Consider the following 20,454-nt stretch of genomic DNA (forward strand, 5'->3'; position numbering starts at 1 on the left):
CTATATTTATTGTTTTTCGGCAATTCTTAACTTGGCCGAACGAGAACGATTATTCCCTTCTAGCTCTTCTTCCGAAGGTAGTATCGGTTTTCTCGTAATCAATTTCAGAGTCGGTTTAAACTCTTCAGGAATAATCGGAAGTCCATGTGGAAGATCCGGAAGTGCACTCGCTTTTTTAAACACGGTTTTACAAATGCGATCTTCCAATGAATGGAAGGTAATTACAGATATTCTTCCCTCAGGGTTCAACAGAGATATCGCTTGTTCTAGAGAATCCTCAAATACTCCCAGTTCATCATTTACAGCAATTCGGATAGCTTGGAAAACCCGTTTCGCGGGATGTCCACCTTTGCGTCGTGCCGGGGCGGGAATTCCCTCTTTAATTAATTCCACCAACTCAAAGGTCGTTTCAATCGGCTTTATTTCACGGGCCGCTTCTATTTTTCGGGCAATTTGCTTCGAAAATTTCTCTTCTCCATACTGGAAGAAGATTCTCAGCAATTCATGGTATGTCCATGAATTCACAACATCATAGGCAGATGTGGCGGCACTTTGATCCATCCTCATATCCAGTGGAGCATCATGATTGTAGCTGAATCCACGTTCCGGCGTATCTAATTGTGGAGACGATACACCTAAATCATAAAGAATTCCATCCACTTTTTCGACTCCACGAGCATTCAACTCTTCTTGTAAATATTTAAAATTATTAGGAACGAGCACGACACGGTCGCCATAGCATTCTAATTTGGCCTTAGCATTCTTAATGGCCGTCTCATCCTGATCAAAAGCATATAATCTACCTTTATCAGAAAGCTGTGATAGTAAGTATTCGCTATGACCCGCTCCTCCTAGAGTACAATCGACATAAATTCCATCAGGTTTGATGTTCAAGCCATCAACCGTCTCTTTTAATAACACTGTTGTATGTTGAAACATGTTAGACATCCTTCCAATCGGTAATTGAGTCACGCTATTCGAGGGCAGCCTTAAATTTCAAAGCCAATCATATTTTCTGCTATCTCAGCGAAAGAATCCTCTGAAGCTGAAAAATAGTTTTCCCAAAGGGATTTGCTCCAAATCTCAATTCGATTGGTAACACCAAGAATTACACATTCTTTTTCCAATTGGCCATATGAAGTAAGCGGCGTGGGAATATTAATTCGCCCTTGTTTGTCTATTTCGCATTCTGTTGCAGCGGAAAAGAAAAAACGGGTAAAGGCACGAGCATCTTTTTTGGTTATGGGTAGGGCTTTCAGTTTTTCTTCCAATAGCTTCCACTCATCCATAGGGTAACCAAATAAACACTGATCGAGTCCGCGGGTAAGGACAAATTGCTCCCCAAGGTTGTCCCTAAATTTCACCGGGACAATCAGACGACCTTTTATATCGATGTTATGATGGTACTCTCCCATGAACATACCCACTACCCCCACATTCTAATCTCAATGTACCACATTCCCCCACCTTTCTCCACTTGTTTTTACTTTCGCCTTAGTTGTAAAAATCCCCTTCTTTTATATATAAGTTTATTTAGCCAATTTTCTCATCGAATACCTAACTTTTTCCCGAATGGACACATACCAAGAGAGTGTGGCTCTTTTACTGTCGAAGTTTTTGGAAAAATCGAGTAGGAGGAGGCACCTAGCCTGCGACCGCTCACCACCGTACGTATCGTTCGGTATACGGTCGTTCAGGTTAAGTCTGAAGTTCGCGACTCACACCCTATAGGTTGCACCCAAGTCGGGCGCACACAAAAAGAAGACAGGTTAACCACCTGCCTTCAAATTTCTATATAATCTCCACTTTTCTCCACGGCGAAGTTTTTACAAGTAAATCAGCTTATGCTCATTATTAAAATGATAGTCCAATTTCATGATTTCCTTTACAAAATCAGGGCCATATTGATTTAAGTAATAAAACACATTCCATATTCTTTCCTGGGGGGATTCCATCGGATACAGCGAATTGGCAATGCGTTCGTATTTTTTCAAGACGAATGAATGACGTTCTTTTGTCCGCTCTTCAATTTTACCGTACATGAATGCCAATTGTTTCTGGATGAAATCGATATTTTTATTCAACATTGGTTCAAGCCCCTTATCCAAGGAAACGGCATGCATCGATAACTTTTGATGGTTCTCTTCAAGTTGTGATTTCATATCTCTGAATAATTGATCCACCGTCTCATCTTTCACGGAATCAAGGTAACACCGTACGGCATTCGCCGTTCCTTCTGTTAAAACCGTCTTCAACGTTAGTTCAGTTTCCTCAAGGTCCGTCTGGATGCCGCGCTCGATGAAGGTAATATTCAATCTAGGAATAATTGGAGGCATCTTCATGGCAAATAGTTCAAATGCGCGTTTCAATTCGGCCCAATAGGCAATTTCCCCAGGACCTGAAATGAAAGCTAAAACGGGAAACAGCATTTCCTGCATTAACGGGCGCGTAACGACATTATTGCTCAATTGTTCCGGGTGGTCCTTGGCCATTTGTAAAAGTTCCTGCTCCGATAATGAGACCTCTCCATTCCTGCCAGTAAACATGCCTTCTGACCGTTTCAGCAAACATCGGTCTTTTTTGTTAGTATCATAATAAAAAAGATTGGCTGGCTCTTCTCCCATTTCAATCATCTTGGAATAACCTTTAGCTTGCATGAAGGCTTGTTGCTGTGCTACCTCTTGGGCAATCTTTTCGTTTTTTTCAATCAACGACTCAAAGAACCCTGTTTCTAATCTTCTTAAGGCCGGGTCTCCAGCATCAACAAGCAAGAGGCCATATTCATGGAACCATTCGTGAATCAAACGAGCAAAGAAGTCGACGAATGTTTTCGATAGCTTGATCGTTTCCTTCATATCCTTACGAAGTTTATTCGTAAAGCCGGTTTCACCATATGTTTCAATGATTTCTTCGAACCATTGATCCATCTTGATTTCATCAATTTCCACATCTGTAATCATGGTTTTGAAAGGCTGATAAGAAGGATAAGATTTTTTATCCGGTTTCCCGTTTTTCATGACATATACATGGTTGACCTCTGCAAGGTCATGATCTTCACCAGCTATCCAAAATACAGGAATGACCGGTTTCCCCAGTGCTTTTCGTTGTTCTTGTGCAAGCTTGATGATTGAGATTACCTTATGTATCGTATAAAGGGGACCAGACAACAAGCCCGCTTGCTGCCCACCAACAACGACGACTGAATCATCACGCCGTAATCCCTCGATATTATCATTTACAGCCTCACTGCTGGAAAAACGAGACATATACTCTTGTATGTAATCCGATAATTCCCCTCGTGAAAAAGTCCTGTTCATCAATTCTTGGTATCTATTGCGATAAATGTCCGGATTGGACAAGTCATAGTGAAAATAATCTTCCGTTTCAAGCTCACCCTGCAAATAGTCCGAGGCGAAACGGTTTAATGATGGTAACGCGAGATCTTTCATCTCCATTTATGTTCTCCCTTTCTCTGCAACTACAATTCTTTTTAGAGTATAACATTCTGTTTTAAGAAAACAAAAAATGTTGCCCAAGAGCAGAAGATTGATGCTTTTGCCGTTCATTATGCAGTGAATATTCTAGTGATTCTTGTAATAAACCCTATGGAAAACAAAAGAAGGTATGCACAAAAAAAGAATGCGAAATTCACTCTCCAAAACCCTTTTAATACTTTTTGAAAAATGATTTCTCCTTTAACCTGGTAATGGACAAGAACAACAACGAATGCATTGGCAATCATGATGAGCATTATCACCCAAAACATATGTATACCCCAAATGGTCACAATTAAATAATGGACCGATAAAACAAAAAACAATGTACTCATATCCATTGCAAATTGAACGGAACGCTTATGGTTCCTTGTAAATTGCTTGGCGCTAATAAAAAAAATCATATAGCCTATAAATGGAAGTGTAATGAAAATCGCGGCAACACTTGAAACAACGTTTGGCACACCCTCATCCCCCTTGGAACTCTTTTCCTTTAATCATTGCATAAAGAGAAGACGCCATGCATGCCTTTTTCTCTTTTCGTACCGCCTCCGACATAATATAGCCTAAGATGGCGTCAATTTCTGTTTCTCTTCCATTTTCTATATCTTTCAGCATGGAAGATCTATTTTCTGAGGTGTTAACACAAACGGATTTTACATGTCTAAAAGATTCCTCTGCATCTGGCAAATCCAGTACAGACGAGATTTCGGTAAATAATGCCTGAAATAGTTGGTAATAAAACGGATTGGTGATCAATCGTCCATTCTCCACCTCCAATAACGCAGTCAGCGGGTTGATCACAGCATTGACAATCAACTTATCTATCAGCATCGTATGGTGGTCTTCGCTCTCAACGAATGGAAAATGATCCTTCCCTTCATCCAGGAAAGGAAGTCGACCAAGATCCCCTTTGTAAGAAGCAACTCTTGTCAGACCCATCCCGGTATGTTCTACCGTATTCTCATCAAGCCTTAATGCCCCATGTTCCACAACCCCCACATAAATAGATGAAGATTTTAGCTGCTTTAAATGGGCAATGTGCCCATACCCATTCTGTAAAAACAATAAAGGTACTTGTAAGCCCTCAATTAATGGTAGAATTTGCGGAAGATGATATTGTTTGACGGTTACTAAGAGCAATTCTTCTTCCCTTAGACCATCTTTCACTACTTTCGAAGCTATATCCCTTTTGCAGGTCGATCCATTCACGACAAGACAGACACCTTCTCTATTGATAAGTGAGGCCTGCTCCTCTCTGCGTGTATAGAGTGTGACTTCATGCCTTGCACTTAGGTAAGAGGCAAATAACAAACCAATGGAGCCGGCTCCAATGACACCGATTTTCATAATACCCTTCCTAACTTCTTGTTATATACTACCTATTTTAACACATATTCTTTTTTCACTACGGGGCAATTTCGATTTCATCAGAGAATGAAAAAACTCATTGTATAGCTTTTGCTGTAAATCTTTCCGTTCTCCACTCCGCACAAAACATAGAGAAGTATAAATACGCCAAACCAGGGTATATTTCCTTCTTTGGGGGCTAAATTAATGGTATATTAGATACGAAAAGTCGTGCACACCTATAGACTTTTATAAATGATTGATGACTCTATACTTTTCATTAACTGAGCATAGAATAAAAAAGGTATAAACAACGATAACAGGGACTAAATTTAGTGAGAACATGTTTTAATCGCGACTGTAACTGGGATAATTATTAGATTTAAAAGGGTATTATGGGAGTAGTTTGATCAGAATAAGGGGGAGCTATTTATGGAATACAAGGTGGAACGATTACTTGTGAATTTCAAAACGCTTGAGGAGTTCAAAAAGTTCAAAGAGTATGGGATGCAGGAATTATCAATGCTCGATGATTTAGAGGGTAACATCATTGAGAACGACAGCCAATCTCCTTTCTATGGCATCTTTTATGGTGACATGTTGATTGCTAGAATGAGTTTATACAAAAAAAATGCTAAGTTTGACCGGTATTTTGATAAAACAAAGGACTTTCTTGTTCTTTGGAAACTCGAAGTCCTTCCAAACCACCAAAAGAAAGGGTATGGCACAGCCTTGGTCGACTTCGCTAAGAGCTTTAATATGCCAATCAAGACGAATTCCAGGGTTCACTCACAAGCATTCTGGGAAAAAATGAGCTTTTCTACCATACCTTACGAAATGGATCGTGACCTTGGTGAAAATCCTATGATTTGGACCCCCTTTGAAAAACAAGATGAAATTATGGAAACGAAAGAATAAATAAAAGACGCGGGAGGATTTTTTCCACCCGCATTTCTCATTTATTTACCCTTTCCAAATTTCCGTTCTTATCCATTTGGAAACTCACCTTCGGGTTTAATTTTTCATCTTCTAAAACACTTAGCTTTCTAGCCCGCTCCATTATTTGCATTAGTGCCCTGTAATCCTCTTCCACCACTCTCAAGTTATCCCGTAACAAGCCATTCTCTTCCCGGAGCCTTTCATTTTCCTGTTCAAGATAATAAGAACGCTGGGAACTCCTTTCCTTTTCCTCCCTATCATGTCTAAAGGATTCATCCATCTTCGTTAAATATGAAATTACCTCTTGGAGAGTAGTAGAGGGCGTTGATGGAGTTTCCCTTATCCACTCCGTAGCGATCTCTTGCTCATTCGACTCCATTACATCCTCCTTTACTTCAGCCTTAAAGCTTGTATCCCGGACCCCCTGTTCCTTTCTCTGTTTTTTAGCCAGCTCCACTCCTGATTTATATTGTTTCCTGACAAAGGAATTCCACCGAAAACCGCAAGCTGCAGACGTTCTTGATAATTGTTTCCCCACTTCTTCAAATGCTTTCAATTGCGTACTGCCTTCTCTAATATGCCTTAGCACCACTTCAGCCAATAATAAATCTTCGTCCTGGGTCCATGCATCTTGTCTTGCAATCGTCATCTCTCTACCTCCAAGTAAGTTTTACTTCATAATATGCACTTGATAGGAAAGATAGACGGAATATAGAACGGTTAAACATTTATTTTTTTTTATTCAAAAAATGGCTAACGGCGACATGATGGGCTTCCGTTGCCCATAATTTCGCACACTCGCGAATTTCCGCTTCCATTCTTCTTTTCAAACCACCATCTTGCCATTTCTTAACCAATATTTTTTTATAAGCCATTAAAACCCCTGGTTCATGACACAGGAAACCTTGTGCGAATTCTCCCCATTCTTCTAAATCCACTATTTCGTCTATGAAACCGATTTCCTTTGCATTTTCTGAGCTATGTATTTTAGCATCAAGCAGTAGCTTCATGGCATTTTGCACCGGAAGCTTTTCAAGCAGAAGCGATGCAGCTCCCCAGCCTGTTGTAATTCCTAGTGTTCCCTGTACAAATCCTATTTTTATGCCCCGTCTGGCCAGCCTGAAATCACAAGCGGTGGCTATTTCACACCCGCCCCCGATTGCACTGCCATTAAGAATGGCGATGGTCGGTTTCGGAAAAGTTGCCAGTCTATACAGAATCTCTCCCATCCTTGATAGCATGGTGTAAGCTTCTTCCTCCGTATAGAGATTTTGAAATTCACTTAAATCCCCACCTGAGCAGAATGCCTGAGAACCCTCTCCGGTCAGGACTAGCACTTTGACCTCATCATCACCAGCTGCGTTTGATAAAACCGTTTCAAGTTCCTCCATCAATAGAAAATTCACAGCATTTCTTTTCTCAGGTCTATTAAATGAAACCGTCATATATCCATGATCATTCTTTTCCACTATTAATGTGTTATACATAAAAACACCTTCTCCCCATCTTTTTTCTTAATATTCAGTCAAATAAACCTGTAAAAAAAGCACAGAGATAAATCTCTGTGCTTTTTTTAGCGTGTTACATATCAAGAAAGCAATGCTCTCGAGTAGGTAAAGAAATTATTTTGCGACAACTTCTTTTCCTTTGTATGTTCCACATTCTTTACACACGTGATGTGAAAGAGTCATTCCACCACAGCTCGGGCATTCTACCATACCAGGTACTTGAAGCTTGAAGTGCGTACGACGTTTTCTTTTTGCAGTTTTCGACGTTCTTCTAAAAGGTACAGCCATTATTCCCACCTCCTTAAAAAATATAAAAAAGCTGGAAAAATCGGATTAGCGATTTTTCGTTCCAATTAAGATTCTTTATTGTTGTCAAAAAAGTCGGCAAGCTTTGCAAATCTAGGATCAACCTTATGTTTAGTTTCTTCTTCAGAAATAACAGCCCAGTCTTTCCCGGATCGAGGAGCAGCTTCATTAGGATCGACATCCTCACAAAAAACCTGCATCGGAATTTCTAGCAATAAATTTTCTTTAATTACCGGTATAAGATCTACAACATCGCCTTCCACAACAGTAACATCTTCTCCGTAGAAATGATTGCCATCTGCTTTTAAAAGGAAGGTTTCCTTTGTATCAATATCAATCGGATATTTAACGTCTACCAGTGTACGGGAACAAGGTAATGTCAATTCACCTGTAAGATGCAAGTGAAAAGTAATCTCGGTAGAGTTGATATCAGCTCTTCCTGTTACTCTAATTGGAGAAACATCGCGTATTTGCTTGTCTCTTTCTTTAATGTCTATGACATCCACTAATTCATCTAACTGTAAATTTTTGTCCCGAATTTTTTGAAGTTGACTAATTGTCCATTTCATATGAAATCACCTCAAGGCAACAAAAATAATTATAGCTTTCAATTATAAGTTTGTCAATATTTTTTCTTTACACTATAATGTAGTCATCCTAACTGATTTGCGAAGTTTAAAATTAATTTCAAACAAAAAATTAAGACGAATCATTCTAGTTCCTTACTTGAAATACTATTTTAGCACTAAGTTGAAAAAATACAAAGTTTTTCTCTGAGGTGATTGTATGAAATCTTGCGGTTTAGTAGTCGAATATAATCCTTTTCATAATGGCCACGCCCTCCATGCCAGGGAAAGCAGGCAAAAAACAGGGGCCGATGTAATCGTTGCTGTGATGAGCGGACCATTTTTACAGCGTGGTGAACCTGCACTTGTTAGTAAGTGGGCAAGAACGGAAATGGCCCTCCTTGGTGGCATTGACCTGGTTATTGAACTACCTTATCCCTTTGCAGTTCAAAAAGCGGAAATATTCGCTAAAGGCTCCATATCCCTTCTGGAATCTTTAGGCTGCGACACCTTTTGTTTCGGTAGCGAAGATGGACGAATCGAACCTTTCATCAATGCCCATAACATTCTAAATGAAAATGCGAATACGTATAACGCAACCATTAAATCTCTGATGAAGATGGGCTACAGTTACCCAACCAGCGCTTCAAAAGCTTTTCAAACGATAAGCAATAATGAGGATACGTTGGATTTGACGAAGCCGAATAATATCCTGGGTAAAGAGTATGTGAGTGCCGCTCTATCAAATGGGTATTCGATTCAACCATATACGATACAACGCGTTTCCGCTGGATATCATGATGTTCAACTATCTTCCGAGCCGATTGCCAGCGCAACTGGAATCCGCAAGGCAATATTAGAAGAAAATCAAGAATTAAATGCAGTGGAGAGATATATCCCACCTTCAACATTGCATGGGCTTCAACACTATGTAGCCGCCTATCAAACCTTACATCAATGGGAACTGTATTGGCCCTTACTGAAATATCGGATTCTCGCAGCCTCACTGACCGAATTGGCAACAATCTATGATATCGAAGAAGGCATCGAATATCGTATGAAGGAGATGGCGAAACAATCAATGAACTTTCATGGATTCATGACCGCCATGAAAACAAAACGCTATACCTGGACGCGGATTCAACGAATGTGCGTTCATATTTTGACCCATACATCAAAAGAAGATATGATTCATGTCAATTTGCCATCTTATATCAGGTTGCTGGGCATGAACGAACGAGGCCAGGCTTACCTTCGGACTGTAAAAAAAACATTGCCGGTCCCACTCGTTTCCAAGCTTTCGTCGTATCAAGATCATCACATCGATTCAGACATAAGAGCTGCACAGGTGTATGCAATGGGTTTACGTGAACCTTATCAAACTGCCTTAATGAAGAGGGAATTTGAAGCTCCAATCATAAAAAGATAAATAATTGCATTGGATTGGCGTAAGGTACAGCCTGTCGCCTTATGAAATCATATTAAAAAGCGCAAAACAGGTAGACTGCTTGCGCTTTTTTTCATTTTTTTGTTCCTTTGATCTTGGATAAGTACTGTAATGCATCATTAAAGCTATCCACTGGGATGATTTTCATCTTCGTTTTGATGTCCTTTGCGGCAATCATCGCTTCTTCATAGTTCGATCCCGCTGCTCCATTTTCATTGGGCGCAAAGAAAATTTCTGCACCTGAATTATCCGCTGCGACTATTTTCTGTTGGATTCCGCCAATGGGACCGACCGTCCCGTCATCTGCTATGGTTCCCGTTCCCGCTATATCGTACCCTTTCGTGATGTCCCCTTCTGTCAATTGGTTATATATTTCCAACGAGAACATCAATCCTGCCGAAGGTCCACCAATCTGGTCCGTATCTATGGAAATTTTAGGGTTCGTAGTTACCTTTCGATAATCATCAAGTGATATCCCAATTCCTACCCTACTGGAATCATCTTTAAATGTCTTTAGGGGGATAGAAACTTTGTTCTCTTTCCCTTCCCTTTTGAACACCAAATCAATCACGTCGCCAGCTTTCTTTCCATTGATATAATCCATGAATTCCTGGGCCGACTTGAATCTCAAATCATCGACTTGAACAATCTGGTCGCCCGCCTTTAAATCCTTCGCTGCTGGCATTTCTTCGAGGACATCCAAAACATAAACCCCTAAGTATTGATACGCCACTTCTTTCCCGGCTTTATCATAAGCGATCTTGATTGCATTGTTTTTAGACCCGTCCATTAAATGCAACTGCCTTACATTATATTCTTCATCTGTTTCATCTTGACTCCGGATAGAGGTCTCCGGGTATATTTCCTGGTACTTACTCCATTTCGCCAACAAGTAGGAATAAACATTCGCCTTTCCCATCCTCACCGTGGTCAACATAAAGCTCCCTTGCTCTTCGTCCGCACCTGTAACTTGAATGATCGGCTCTAATTCTTTAGCCATTCCTGGTTTTGTTACATAATATGGGAGGGTATATAGCGCTGATGCTATAAGGAGTATAGCGGCCACCAGGACAGTGCGTATAAACATTTTACGATTCATCTTCATTTGACTCCTTCCAAGCAACGATACTTTGCTTAATCTGGTCTACCTTATCTTTTGCAGCATCTTCTCCAATACTAATTATTTCCTGTATATTTGTAAATGCTTTCGAACTGTATTTCTCCACCCTTGGCCGGATCATGACATCCGAGGCTACCTCTCTACTTTCAACCAGTTCCATTTGCAAGATATCTAGGCTTTGCATAATAACGTCGTATATTGAATTTATCTCCACGTCCTGCTTTACATGGGCGACATCCACAGCAATGACGATATCCGCTCCCATATCCTTTACGACCGAAACCGGAACCCTGTCAATGACCCCTCCATCTACAAGGAGTCGATTTCCAATTTTCTCAGGAACGAATATCCCTGGTATCGAAATGCTTGCCCTGACTGCAGGGGCTAGCGGTCCTTCACGAAAGATAACTTTTTCCCCTGTTCTAATATCAGTAGCGACCACCGCTATTGGTATATCCAAATCCTCAAGATTCTTACCGTACGTGAAAACCCGGATTAAATCCTTTGTTCGTTTTCCTGAAATAAAGCCCATTTTAGGTATCGTAAAATCCAGGTAATATTTCCTTTTAAATGCCCGCGAAAGTGTATATAGCCGTTCAATATCGGAACCAGCTCCATAAAAGGTAGCGACCATCGCTCCCATGCTGCTTCCCGCAATCATGTCTATCGGAATGCCTTCTTGTTGCAACACCTTGATTACCCCTATATGTGCAAATCCCCTCGCTCCTCCCGACCCGAGCGCTAGTCCGATCTTTGGATGCGGCATAGAAATCTCCCCTCACTATAAAAAGTTCATTTTTAATCAAAATCATACTCATACAAAGTTATGGTCTTAAACAGTTTTATAGAAGCATATTGTTTATATTGACAGTAAAACAAGCATGGGTAGCCGAAAATTCAGACTCCTTAAGTGCCATGTGCAAAACATATAGTCATTCCTTGTACCTAATATCTACATTTTATCATGTTTTAACCAGTGGACCCTACTGCGCATCTGTAACCCTTTTAGGAGGAGGCTTAACTTTGCTTAAATCAAAATCCAAAACAATAGCATTAGCCATCACGGTTACCATGATGGCAGTTGGCTTGATCATCTTTCCCCAGGAGTCCTTTGATGCTTCAAAAGGTGGCTTGAACATGTGGTGGACAATCGTTTTCCCTTCCCTCCTCCCATTCTTGATTTTTTCGGAGTTATTAATTAGCTTTGGTGTGGTCAAGTTCATTGGGGTCATACTCGAACCTTTCATGCGTCCTTTATTTCGAGTACCTGGTGTTGGTGGCTTTGTCTGGGCTATGGGACTCGCTTCCGGATTTCCAGCCGGTGCAAAATTCACAGTAAGGCTCCGTCAAGAAAAACAGGTTAGCCAAATTGAAGCGGAAAGACTCGTTTGCTTTACTAATTCGTCCAATCCTTTGTTCCTATTTGTCGCCGTTGCCGTAGGATTTTTCCATGATCCTCACTTAGGCATTATCCTTGCGCTTGCCCATTATTTAGGAAACCTTTGTGTAGGAATCTTGATGCGCTTTTACGGAACAAAAGAGGAAAAGGGAAAAGTCCAGACAAAGAGAACCTCAAGACTGCCTTCCATCAGACAAGCATTTAGTCAAATGCACCACAACCGATTAAAGGAAACTAGGCCATTTGGGACGTTGCTAGGGGATGCCGTGCTATCATCCATCCAAACTCTTCTTATGATAGGTGGATTCATCATTCTATTTTCAGTGGTGAATCGACTTTTGTTTCATATGAATATTACCAGCTTGCTTGCCACTGGAATCGGAGGGGTTTTACATATCATCCATTTCCCTAATTCATTGAGCCTTCCGTTTATTTCAGGAATGTTTGAAATGACCCTTGGATCCAAATTAACCAGCTCGATAGAAAATGCGACGCTTCTACAACAAACCATCATGACAAGTTTCATCCTTGCTTTCAATGGATTTAGCATCCAAGCTCAAGTGGCAAGTATCATAGCAACAACCGATATTCGATTTATGCCATTTTTCTTCGCCAGAATTGCACATGGTTTCCTTGCCGCCATTTTCACCGTTTTACTATGGAAGCCTTTCTATAGGGGTACCGATGACAACGGAAAGGCAATTAATGATTTCCCGGTCAATGGATTCACAGGTGATCATGCACATTCGCTATATCAGAACATGCTGGATTTCGGCCCACTTGTCACTCTAGCTTGTCTAATGATTTACATCATCATATTCGCAAAACGTTTGGTGAGTGACATTTCATAAAAAAGAGCACAGTCCATAATGTGGACCATGCTCTCTTTCTTATGCTTTATGTTCCTCGTACTTCTGTGTCAAAGCCTTCTGCACAACAGGCGGCACTAATTCTGAAATATCTCCGCCATATTTCGCGACTTCCTTTACGATACTGGAACTTAAGAACGAATATTGATTTTTCGTCATGATGAAGAATGACTCGATTTTACTGTTTAAAAATCTATTCATCGATGTTCCTTGCATCTCATATTCAAAATCCGATGTTGCCCTCAAACCCCTGATAATCGCATTGGCGGAAACGCTTTCAGCATAGTCGACCGTCAATCCCTGGTAGGAATCCACCTTCACATTCGGCATATGGGCCGTCGCTTCAGTGATTAATTTCAGTCTCTCCTCTACAGTAAACAGAGAATGCTTTGCAGAATTGTTCACGACGACTACATAGACCTCATCAAACACGTTCGCTCCCCTTTGAATGATATCAAGATGGCCAAATGTAATCGGATCAAAACTTCCCGGACAAATCGCTATTTTCGACATTCTTCGTTCCCCCTATTCGTGTACGTTCCCCCACTGGTAAATCGTAACAGCAATACTTCCATACACTTCTTTTCTTTTGATGGTAAAGTCGCCAACTTGTTCTGGCAACGAAACATCATCGCCATGCTCACAAACAATATACCCCATATCGCTGAGCAGCCGGTTTTTATGTATCTCTTCTAATAAATCCACTAGTTTTTGCTTTTTATAAGGAGGATCAAGAAAGATCAATTCAAACGTTATTTCCCTTTTCACCAAGGCCTTTAATGCACGCTCTGAATCATTTTTGTAAACCTCTGCACAATCCGTAAACTTACACAGCTCCAAGTTTGCCTTGACTGTTTGGTTAGCTTTGAAGTCGCGGTCTACAAAGATGCCCCGATCCATTCCCCTGCTTAAAGCTTCAATTCCCAATCCACCGCTTCCAGCAAACAGGTCCAATACAAGTCCGCCTTCAAAATAAGGACCGATCATGTTAAAAATGGATTCCTTGACTTTATCCGTAGTCGGCCGGGTTCCTGTACCCGGTACAGCCTTAAGTGGTCTTCCTTTGCATATGCCGGAAACGACCCTCATATTTCTCACCACATTTTATGACAAATTTCTGTTACTTTCCTATCCTAACATATTAGAAATTGCTAGCCAATAACAAAAGCCAAATCCGTTTGTTTAAGGAAAGACAATTATCAAACATCCCATTTTAAAATTGGCTCTGTTAAAGTTCATTGTTGATATTTACTTATAACGAACAAACGTTCTATAACGAAGTCATCAAATATAAGTTGGTGATGACTGTGAAAGCAAGGGATATACTTAAAGCCATTCAAAAACTGAATCCAGCGGAAAAACATCGATTACGGGAATATTTAATTGATGCTCTTACTGCCTCATCATCCACAGGAACTGTACTGGAAGAGATTTCAGAACGTAAAAATAGGAATGGCTACCGGTGTCCCGATTGTGAGTCAGAACACATTGTACGATTTGGAAAATATTCTACTATCGTAGATGGTGAAGAAATTAAGAAACAACGTTATCGCTGTAAGGCTTGTAAAAAACATTCACTGACCTCACCAATACGGCATTATATCGAACCCGTCATCTCAATCGTTGGGTAAAGTTTATAGAATGTTTGATAGAAGGTTATTCGCTTCGTAAATCAGCAGAGTTGATTGGTAACATCACTCACGTCACATTATTTTATTGGAGGCACAAGTTCCTAACAGCGTTAAAACAAATGGAGGTTTCCAATTTCCAAGGTATCGTTGAAATGGACGAGACTTATTTCCTTTACTCAGAAAAAGGGCAAAGAAAGATTAAGGATAGAAAGCCACGCAAACGAGGCGGTTCCGCAAAGAAACGTGGCATAAGTAACGAACATGTATGCGTCCTGGTCACAAGAGACCGTGACAAGTTGACCTTCTCACAGACGTTAGGTATGGGACGTTTAACCAAAGAGCAATTAGACAAAGCCATCGGTCATAAACTTTCCAGCGAGAATGTGTTATGCACCGACGCTTGGCGTGCTTTTAAAACCTATGCTACCGAAAAGGATATATCTATTTACCAGTTTAAGTCTGACGGTAAAACTCGCACCAAGGGCCTGTATCATATTCAGAACGTCAATAACTATCACCGAAGACTGTAAGGTTGGATACAACGTTTTAACGGAGTGGCGACCAAATATCTGAACAATTACCTTGCGTGGTTTCAAGTATTAGAAAGCATCCATCATCAGAGAAATGAAGTTACGGTGAACGATATGATAACAAAAGGTAACTAATTCCAAATATAGAAACGTATGATACACTTAGATTGTCTAAGTTTACTGTTTAAGGTTATCTCTTTAATCAACTAACGGGGCAGTTTAATTGGATAAGTGAATATCAATATCTGTTATAATGATGCAGTTTTTTTAAAAGTGTTGTAACGAAATCAATAATTTTGTGATACATAGATAAATGGCCAGATGGAAGAAGGAGGGTGGCAGTGGATAAGGACAATATATATCAAGATTATGGGGATTTTATTTTTAAATATTTATTAACTTTGACAAACAACCTTGATTTAGCAGAGGAGCTAACTCAAGAAACATTTTATCAAGCGATTAAATCCATTAATAATTTTCACGATAATGGTAAAGCCAAGTTTTCCACGTGGCTTTGTGCAATTGCTAAAAACGTTTGGTTACAAGAATTAAACCATAAAAATAAAAACCAACAATTGAAGGATTCATTAAAAAATGAAAATACAATATTTTATGACCTGGAAAATGAGTATATAAAAAACGAAGATAAAATCATGTTTTTCAAAAAGACTCATCAACTCAGTGAGGATAAACGAGAAATACTTTACTTAAGATTGTTGGGTGAATTATCGTTCAAAGAAATTGGTTCGATATTTGAGAGGTCGGAAAACTGGGCAAGGGTAACTTTTTATAGGGCAAAACTTGAACTAAGAAAGGGTGAGTAAGGTTATGAAACATAATGTATTTAAGGATTTGGCTCCTGCTTATATTGATAAATTAACAAGTGAAGAAACAAACGAACAGATAGAAAAACATATGGATCAATGTGAAGAATGCCGAAATTATTTAAACAAAATGAAGGGAGATTTATTTTCAGAAGATGAAAATGAGAGAAGAAAGGATAAAAGGAACATTGATTATTTCAAAAAGGTACGCTCCAAAAATAGAAAAAAGATAACAGTTATCGTCTCATCACTACTAGCAATGTTTCTTGTTCTGATAACGGCTTATTACTTTGTGTTCGTAAATATGTGGCAAGCAAATTCCAGTGATGTTGAAACAAACATTCAGACTCAAGGAACGATGTCTACACTTTTATTCAAAGCAAAAAAGGACAATCATTATATAATTTTAACAGATGCAAAAACAGATGAGGGATATACAGATAATATATTTGTATATGAAAAAAGAAACGATTTCTCTTCCCCATCGAAACTCTTAAAAAATGGAAGTGGCATTACCTTCACATTTGTAGATGAAAACACATTATTACTGTACAATGGCAAGGAAAAAAAACTAACGGATGAAGATAAGGTAACTATACAATATAAAGATAAAACCGATGTAATACCTATAAAGGATTTATATGATAAAAATAACCATGCTGAATGATTTAAAAATGGGATAGACGACGGCCATTGTTGAATAAACGTCTCTGTTCTAATTGAACTAACGGAACTTTCAAGCTTATGAAAGTTCCGTTAAAATTAAATGATTGTCCTCGTCATTAAAATCTCTTACAAAATGAATATATAACCTGATTTTGGTCATAATGAAAATAACAACATGACTTATTAAGTGTTGTTGCCAACCGCGGAGAAGGCTTACGTTTCCCCATAAGTCTTCCTCCGGTTTCTCCTCTCCCTTTGCCTTCTGGTCCATAACTAGACATAGAAGGACCCTGCATGTAATATGCAGGGATTTTTTTGTGCAGCTTTATCGGAGAACTTTACGGATCCCCACAGACATGAAATGGCCCTTCTCTTTTATCGGATAAAATGATAAAGTAATGAAAGATAAGTTAGTTAGGAGAGGTTTAATTGATTCAACGGTTTATTGAACTTGGACAAGGCTATTCTGATATATATGAACTGATCGAGGTAGGGCGTAATCAGAAACACCGTGTAGCTAGGCTTTTAGCGATGCATACTACGCTTAATGATAAACAGGTAACCTCGTTGGTTATCGTGATGAACCCAACAGACCCAGGGAAATTCCAGCCACTTTATATTTGTCGCGAAGGAATACCCAATCCTCATTTTACCGCAAACAAACGATATGAACTATTTGAAAATTTAGCTCAGGAATTGGACAAACCAATCATAGAAATAGATGTGAAATCTTCCAAGCTTTTCGCGGAAATAGAATTGTACTACCAACACTTGATAGGTATCTTGCGTATGAATAGGTATCTGCCTCCATTGGGCTGAAGTGCAACGAAAAAATGCTGACTCTGTGAGTCAGCATTTTTTAAATTCCCATTTTATAATCATATTCCTTCGCCTTATCTGGTTTGGAATTTTCGAATTCCATTTTCAGGAAAGGTTTATAAGAAAGATCCACTTTTTTTACAAAGGAATAATTATTCAGCTTTTCAACCAATGGTTCGACTTCATCCATGTTCGTATAAAGGACGACATATTTCAATTTTTTCGATACATAATGGATGTTTCCGAATTTCCTAAGCATTTTAGCTTGTTTTAATGTATGTAAATAGACGATAATTCCTTGTCTTGCTCCAAGCATATCAATAACTCCCTTTTATAAAGGCTTTAACTAATTTTAGCATAGCAGAATCCTTCCTTTCAACCAAGAAAAATGATTATACACAAAATTCTCTCACTATTTTGAATATGATAAGAAACCAGGTACTGACCTTACTGATAACTCTTCGTTTAAAACGCAACCTTACATTGAAACATTTTTGGCATGGCAGTAGACTTGGATATATAGGCTGCTGTCACCTCTTCTGACGAACCGTTGCAGGAACATATGTCCTAACCGAGCTTGGGTGAAGAAGTTAAAACGGTGATACAAAAAAAGCCTGGTTAAGTGACCAGGCTTTCATCCATCTTAAGCAGAGCAACCACAGCTTCCCCCGGTTCCGCAACTTCCCGAAGAACAGCCACCTGAAGACACGAAAAAGGGATTCCCTGCAGGTGTTTTAACCTGTTCTGAAACAGCATGACCGATTAGGCCGCTAATTTCATCAAGAGTACTCTGTAATTCCGTCTCTGCCATCTTGAACTCAGCAACAGTAGGGTGCATATCCATATCTCGCTTTGCCTCTCTGGTCTCCAAATTGATGCGCTTATAATCCGGATGATACTTACCGAACCTTTGTACATCTTCAAAAAGATCCTTAAGAGAGGTAAACTTAGAAATTTTTCTTTGCGCCTCTTTATCGCTTTTTACTTTATATAAACTAAGAAGATAATTTTCTCCTATATCAGAATGAAGAATCGTTTCTGCCAATCCATCTGCCTGTTGTAGAATATCGACAATTTCCATAGTAGCAAGCATAAAAGCTCACCTCCTCCACCATTTTACCATTTTCCCTGTCAAAATGCTATTTCTATGATTACATAGAAGTAGTTATATGTACTTCAATCTCCTTTTTCAACCCAGTCTTTTGACCGGAGTCCTTCAACACCTCCAGCTTGATCTTATGCAAACCACGAGGAATATCTTTTAAGATAAAGGCGGCCGTATGCATATCGATTTTCTTTTGATTATCTATGAGTACGGAAACGGTCGCCAGCCGTTTTGAATCATCTCCTGAAAAACTATACCCGTTCAGGTAGCATTCCACAAATACTGAGTTTCCTTTGACAAAGGTCTTTACCCGGAAGTCCTCATCGTGGACGTTTTGTACAGTGGTGGCAGCCTTTAGGTCAGTGACATTTTGTGTGGAAGTGACCGTTACGTTTTCGGGTTCAGGGATTTTCTTTCCACAACCTGTAGCTGCCAACAATACTGTCAGAACTATCATCATTCTCTTCATGACATCGTCCCCCTTTTGTCGATATTATCTGCCAAAAGGAGTAATTTACTCTTTTTTTCTTCATTCGCTTGGTACATTCATCGCTTGGAACATATGAAGCATCATCGAGGCAACCTGGACGCTATCTGAAAATTTAGAGACTCGATGTGGAATCGATTTCTCAAAAAAGTACTTTGCTTCCGTTTCGAATTTATCTAATTCATGAGGATTACGCATCAACCTTTTATACCATGCAGGTTGTATCCTTAAATATTTTCTCATATCCTCATTAGTTTGTATGAATTCATACACATTATGACGCATAAAGATTCCTCCCTGTGCTATTTAATCCTTATTAAATAAAAATGGATTGCTTCTCTGCTCTTGTACTTTTGGAGCTGGAGTGGAATCACCACCCGTTTTATTTCCCTGGAAAGCAGCTAATACCCCTTGTATCGCTCCAATCGCCTGATTGGCACTTGAAATATACTGCTGTATTTGTCCGATATCCATATTTTTAACGGCACTCATCACCGTGCCAAGCAACTCCGAGTTTTGTTCCCCTTTATCTGTTACAGCGACCACGGGTTCAGTCTTTCCAACAGAAGCCTGCACACTGTCATCAGCCTGCCAGCGTGGATGATCTTCACCGAGTAGGTACCATTCTTCAAAAAGTTCCTGCCATGTTGCTTGCTTATTTCTCACTTCATTTACTAAATAAGGATGAATCTTGACAAACTCCCGAAATCTATCAACGGAGGGGCGTTTTTTTTTTGCCATTACTCTTCACCTCACACTAAGACATCGCCTATTTTACGATATGCCACAACGGAATAAAAAGTGCATGGCTCAATTTTCATCATTCGATTATGGTTTGTTATAGTATAATATTGGAAAAAGGGGTGTTTTTGAATGAAAAGTGAAGAACTTATCGGTGAATTTCAAGAATTAGCTATTACTGCAGACGAATCAGAGTTACGTGTATTATCAGGAATTATTTCCAGCTTACAGACCAAAAGAAAGAAAAAAAGATATTCCTATATCTCAAATTTACTGCAGCTAAATAAACAAGTTATCTCCGATGGCACCACCCTTTCGATGTTGATGCCTATCACGCCTTTAGTGCATAATGAATTGAATATTACCCATGGAGGAGTAATTGCCACTTTAATAGACACGGCTATGGGGACCCTTGCCAGTTCATCGGTCCCAGAGGGCTATGCTACAGTGACAACTGACATTCAGGTGCGATATGTTAAACCTGCTATAGGTGAACAATTGACATGTACATGTAACCTTATACATAAAGGCAGTAAGACCATAATTCTTGAAGGAAAGGTATACCGAGATGACGGATTACTTTGTGCTGTGTCCACCGGTAGCTTTTTCATAGTAAAAATGAACTGAATATAAATTAAACGGAGTCCCAAAAG

At 39.5% G+C, this 20,454-nt stretch carries 25 protein-coding genes and 1 pseudogene; 8 read left to right on the forward strand and 18 right to left on the reverse strand.

The features are described 5' to 3' along the window. Positions 1-6: 6 nt before the first annotated feature. The 5 genes from rsmH to ACIQXN_RS15545 all read right to left on the reverse strand — a co-directional run bounded on the left by rsmH (position 7) and on the right by ACIQXN_RS15545 (position 4,844). Positions 7-939: a 16S rRNA (cytosine(1402)-N(4))-methyltransferase RsmH gene (gene rsmH, locus ACIQXN_RS15525; RefSeq protein WP_402968321.1), complete on the reverse strand. Its 933-nt coding sequence runs from the start codon at positions 937-939 to the stop codon at positions 7-9. Between the two features lie 50 nt (positions 940-989). Next, positions 990-1,421, reverse strand: a complete 432-nt coding sequence (mraZ, locus tag ACIQXN_RS15530) for a division/cell wall cluster transcriptional repressor MraZ (RefSeq protein ID WP_402968324.1) — start codon at positions 1,419-1,421, stop codon at positions 990-992. A 405-nt stretch (positions 1,422-1,826) separates the two neighbouring features. Then, the gene (bshC, locus tag ACIQXN_RS15535) at positions 1,827-3,455 is read right to left on the reverse strand and encodes a bacillithiol biosynthesis cysteine-adding enzyme BshC (RefSeq protein ID WP_402968327.1); all 1,629 of its coding nucleotides are present in this window, start codon (positions 3,453-3,455) and stop codon (positions 1,827-1,829) included. 110 nt (positions 3,456-3,565) lie between these two features. Continuing rightward, positions 3,566-3,958, reverse strand: coding sequence for a DUF3397 domain-containing protein (locus ACIQXN_RS15540; RefSeq protein ID WP_402968330.1), 393 nt, complete (start codon positions 3,956-3,958; stop codon positions 3,566-3,568). Positions 3,959-3,962: 4 nt separating this feature from the next. Then, on the reverse strand, positions 3,963-4,844 hold the full coding sequence (locus ACIQXN_RS15545) for a 2-dehydropantoate 2-reductase (RefSeq protein ID WP_402968333.1): 882 nt from the start codon (positions 4,842-4,844) through the stop codon (positions 3,963-3,965). 432 nt (positions 4,845-5,276) lie between these two features. On the opposite strand from ACIQXN_RS15545, the gene ACIQXN_RS15550 reads away from it, so the two are divergent. Then, a complete protein-coding gene (locus tag ACIQXN_RS15550; RefSeq protein ID WP_402968336.1) occupies positions 5,277-5,762 on the forward strand; it encodes an N-acetyltransferase in 486 nt (161 codons plus the stop codon). Between the two features lie 37 nt (positions 5,763-5,799). On the opposite strand, the gene ACIQXN_RS15555 is transcribed toward ACIQXN_RS15550, so the two are convergent. From ACIQXN_RS15555 to ACIQXN_RS15570, 4 genes are all read right to left on the reverse strand, one after another. Continuing rightward, positions 5,800-6,432, reverse strand: a complete 633-nt coding sequence (locus tag ACIQXN_RS15555; RefSeq protein WP_402968339.1) for an RsfA family transcriptional regulator — start codon at positions 6,430-6,432, stop codon at positions 5,800-5,802. Between the two features lie 79 nt (positions 6,433-6,511). Continuing rightward, complete coding sequence (locus tag ACIQXN_RS15560; RefSeq protein ID WP_402968342.1) at positions 6,512-7,270, reverse strand: enoyl-CoA hydratase/isomerase family protein; 759 nt, start codon at positions 7,268-7,270, stop codon at positions 6,512-6,514. Positions 7,271-7,405: 135 nt separating this feature from the next. Next, entirely contained in the window at positions 7,406-7,579 is a 174-nt protein-coding gene (gene rpmF / locus ACIQXN_RS15565) for a 50S ribosomal protein L32 (protein WP_402868151.1), read from the reverse strand. A gap of 65 nt (positions 7,580-7,644) precedes the next feature. Continuing rightward, complete coding sequence (locus tag ACIQXN_RS15570; RefSeq protein WP_402968345.1) at positions 7,645-8,166, reverse strand: YceD family protein; 522 nt, start codon at positions 8,164-8,166, stop codon at positions 7,645-7,647. Between the two features lie 217 nt (positions 8,167-8,383). Here ACIQXN_RS15570 and ACIQXN_RS15575 point away from each other — a divergent pair, with 217 nt between their 5' ends. Beyond that, positions 8,384-9,592, forward strand: coding sequence for a nucleotidyltransferase (locus ACIQXN_RS15575; protein ID WP_402968348.1), 1,209 nt, complete (start codon positions 8,384-8,386; stop codon positions 9,590-9,592). 91 nt (positions 9,593-9,683) lie between these two features. On the opposite strand, the gene ACIQXN_RS15580 is transcribed toward ACIQXN_RS15575, so the two are convergent. Both ACIQXN_RS15580 and ACIQXN_RS15585 read right to left on the reverse strand, forming a co-directional pair. Then, the gene (locus ACIQXN_RS15580; RefSeq protein WP_402968351.1) at positions 9,684-10,709 is read right to left on the reverse strand and encodes a SepM family pheromone-processing serine protease; all 1,026 of its coding nucleotides are present in this window, start codon (positions 10,707-10,709) and stop codon (positions 9,684-9,686) included. Next, a complete protein-coding gene (locus ACIQXN_RS15585) occupies positions 10,699-11,496 on the reverse strand; it encodes a patatin-like phospholipase family protein (RefSeq protein ID WP_402968354.1) in 798 nt (265 codons plus the stop codon). Before ACIQXN_RS15585 ends, ACIQXN_RS15580 begins: the two co-directional genes overlap by 11 nt. A 257-nt stretch (positions 11,497-11,753) precedes the next feature. Here ACIQXN_RS15585 and ylbJ point away from each other — a divergent pair, with 257 nt between their 5' ends. Beyond that, entirely contained in the window at positions 11,754-12,980 is a 1,227-nt protein-coding gene (gene ylbJ, locus ACIQXN_RS15590; RefSeq protein ID WP_402968357.1) for a sporulation integral membrane protein YlbJ, read from the forward strand. A gap of 39 nt (positions 12,981-13,019) precedes the next feature. On the opposite strand, the gene coaD is transcribed toward ylbJ, so the two are convergent. Together coaD and rsmD are read right to left on the reverse strand one after the other, a co-directional pair. Further along, entirely contained in the window at positions 13,020-13,511 is a 492-nt protein-coding gene (gene coaD, locus ACIQXN_RS15595) for a pantetheine-phosphate adenylyltransferase (RefSeq protein WP_402968360.1), read from the reverse strand. Between the two features lie 12 nt (positions 13,512-13,523). Then, positions 13,524-14,087, reverse strand: a complete 564-nt coding sequence (gene rsmD, locus ACIQXN_RS15600) for a 16S rRNA (guanine(966)-N(2))-methyltransferase RsmD (protein WP_402968363.1) — start codon at positions 14,085-14,087, stop codon at positions 13,524-13,526. Positions 14,088-14,299: 212 nt separating this feature from the next. Between rsmD and ACIQXN_RS15605 the strand changes: the two are divergent. From ACIQXN_RS15605 to ACIQXN_RS15620, 4 genes and pseudogenes are all read left to right on the forward strand, one after another. Further along, positions 14,300-15,347 (forward strand): annotated as a pseudogene (locus ACIQXN_RS15605) (IS1595 family transposase). A gap of 153 nt (positions 15,348-15,500) precedes the next feature. Continuing rightward, on the forward strand, positions 15,501-15,983 hold the full coding sequence (locus tag ACIQXN_RS15610) for an RNA polymerase sigma factor (protein ID WP_402968366.1): 483 nt from the start codon (positions 15,501-15,503) through the stop codon (positions 15,981-15,983). Positions 15,984-15,987: 4 nt separating this feature from the next. Next, complete coding sequence (locus ACIQXN_RS15615) at positions 15,988-16,650, forward strand: zf-HC2 domain-containing protein (RefSeq protein WP_402968369.1); 663 nt, start codon at positions 15,988-15,990, stop codon at positions 16,648-16,650. A 428-nt stretch (positions 16,651-17,078) separates the two neighbouring features. Further along, positions 17,079-17,468, forward strand: coding sequence for a DUF7147 family protein (locus ACIQXN_RS15620; RefSeq protein WP_402968372.1), 390 nt, complete (start codon positions 17,079-17,081; stop codon positions 17,466-17,468). Positions 17,469-17,508: 40 nt separating this feature from the next. On the opposite strand, the gene ACIQXN_RS15625 is transcribed toward ACIQXN_RS15620, so the two are convergent. From ACIQXN_RS15625 to ACIQXN_RS15645, 5 genes are all read right to left on the reverse strand, one after another. Further along, entirely contained in the window at positions 17,509-17,784 is a 276-nt protein-coding gene (locus ACIQXN_RS15625) for a YlbG family protein (protein WP_402868136.1), read from the reverse strand. 327 nt (positions 17,785-18,111) lie between these two features. Continuing rightward, positions 18,112-18,561: a YlbF/YmcA family competence regulator gene (locus ACIQXN_RS15630; RefSeq protein WP_402968375.1), complete on the reverse strand. Its 450-nt coding sequence runs from the start codon at positions 18,559-18,561 to the stop codon at positions 18,112-18,114. Positions 18,562-18,619: 58 nt separating this feature from the next. Further along, positions 18,620-19,042, reverse strand: coding sequence for a hypothetical protein (locus ACIQXN_RS15635; protein WP_402968378.1), 423 nt, complete (start codon positions 19,040-19,042; stop codon positions 18,620-18,622). Between the two features lie 60 nt (positions 19,043-19,102). Beyond that, entirely contained in the window at positions 19,103-19,345 is a 243-nt protein-coding gene (locus ACIQXN_RS15640) for a YlbE-like family protein (protein ID WP_402968381.1), read from the reverse strand. Positions 19,346-19,366: 21 nt separating this feature from the next. Next, positions 19,367-19,801: a YlbD family protein gene (locus ACIQXN_RS15645; protein WP_402968384.1), complete on the reverse strand. Its 435-nt coding sequence runs from the start codon at positions 19,799-19,801 to the stop codon at positions 19,367-19,369. A gap of 132 nt (positions 19,802-19,933) precedes the next feature. On the opposite strand from ACIQXN_RS15645, the gene ACIQXN_RS15650 reads away from it, so the two are divergent. Then, positions 19,934-20,428: a PaaI family thioesterase gene (locus ACIQXN_RS15650; protein ID WP_402968387.1), complete on the forward strand. Its 495-nt coding sequence runs from the start codon at positions 19,934-19,936 to the stop codon at positions 20,426-20,428. The last annotated feature ends 26 nt before the right edge of the window (positions 20,429-20,454 follow it).

Source organism: Peribacillus sp. NPDC097295 (assembly GCF_044761665.1).
In the GTDB taxonomy this organism is placed as follows: domain Bacteria; phylum Bacillota; class Bacilli; order Bacillales; family DSM-1321; genus Peribacillus.

Excerpts from the sequence above, each read along its gene's own strand:
- rsmH (WP_402968321.1), bottom strand. The coding sequence starts at position 939 with ATGTTTCAACATACAACAGTGTTATTAAAAGAGACGGTTGATGGCTTG.
- ACIQXN_RS15580 (WP_402968351.1), bottom strand. The coding sequence starts at position 10,709 with ATGAATCGTAAAATGTTTATACGCACTGTCCTGGTGGCCGCTATACTC.
- mraZ (WP_402968324.1), bottom strand. The coding sequence starts at position 1,421 with ATGTTCATGGGAGAGTACCATCATAACATCGATATAAAAGGTCGTCTG.
- ACIQXN_RS15560 (WP_402968342.1), bottom strand. The coding sequence starts at position 7,270 with ATGTATAACACATTAATAGTGGAAAAGAATGATCATGGATATATGACG.
- rsmD (WP_402968363.1), bottom strand. The coding sequence starts at position 14,087 with ATGAGGGTCGTTTCCGGCATATGCAAAGGAAGACCACTTAAGGCTGTA.
- bshC (WP_402968327.1), bottom strand. The coding sequence starts at position 3,455 with ATGGAGATGAAAGATCTCGCGTTACCATCATTAAACCGTTTCGCCTCG.
- ACIQXN_RS15555 (WP_402968339.1), bottom strand. The coding sequence starts at position 6,432 with ATGACGATTGCAAGACAAGATGCATGGACCCAGGACGAAGATTTATTA.
- ACIQXN_RS15635 (WP_402968378.1), bottom strand. The coding sequence starts at position 19,042 with ATGAAGAGAATGATGATAGTTCTGACAGTATTGTTGGCAGCTACAGGT.
- ACIQXN_RS15585 (WP_402968354.1), bottom strand. The coding sequence starts at position 11,496 with ATGCCGCATCCAAAGATCGGACTAGCGCTCGGGTCGGGAGGAGCGAGG.
- ACIQXN_RS15545 (WP_402968333.1), bottom strand. The coding sequence starts at position 4,844 with ATGAAAATCGGTGTCATTGGAGCCGGCTCCATTGGTTTGTTATTTGCC.
- ACIQXN_RS15575 (WP_402968348.1), top strand. The coding sequence starts at position 8,384 with ATGAAATCTTGCGGTTTAGTAGTCGAATATAATCCTTTTCATAATGGC.
- ACIQXN_RS15640 (WP_402968381.1), bottom strand. The coding sequence starts at position 19,345 with ATGCGTCATAATGTGTATGAATTCATACAAACTAATGAGGATATGAGA.
- ACIQXN_RS15570 (WP_402968345.1), bottom strand. The coding sequence starts at position 8,166 with ATGAAATGGACAATTAGTCAACTTCAAAAAATTCGGGACAAAAATTTA.
- coaD (WP_402968360.1), bottom strand. The coding sequence starts at position 13,511 with ATGTCGAAAATAGCGATTTGTCCGGGAAGTTTTGATCCGATTACATTT.
- ACIQXN_RS15625 (WP_402868136.1), bottom strand. The coding sequence starts at position 17,784 with ATGCTTGGAGCAAGACAAGGAATTATCGTCTATTTACATACATTAAAA.
- ACIQXN_RS15630 (WP_402968375.1), bottom strand. The coding sequence starts at position 18,561 with ATGCTTGCTACTATGGAAATTGTCGATATTCTACAACAGGCAGATGGA.
- ACIQXN_RS15615 (WP_402968369.1), top strand. The coding sequence starts at position 15,988 with ATGAAACATAATGTATTTAAGGATTTGGCTCCTGCTTATATTGATAAA.
- ACIQXN_RS15650 (WP_402968387.1), top strand. The coding sequence starts at position 19,934 with ATGAAAAGTGAAGAACTTATCGGTGAATTTCAAGAATTAGCTATTACT.
- ACIQXN_RS15550 (WP_402968336.1), top strand. The coding sequence starts at position 5,277 with ATGGAATACAAGGTGGAACGATTACTTGTGAATTTCAAAACGCTTGAG.
- ACIQXN_RS15645 (WP_402968384.1), bottom strand. The coding sequence starts at position 19,801 with ATGGCAAAAAAAAAACGCCCCTCCGTTGATAGATTTCGGGAGTTTGTC.
- rpmF (WP_402868151.1), bottom strand. The coding sequence starts at position 7,579 with ATGGCTGTACCTTTTAGAAGAACGTCGAAAACTGCAAAAAGAAAACGT.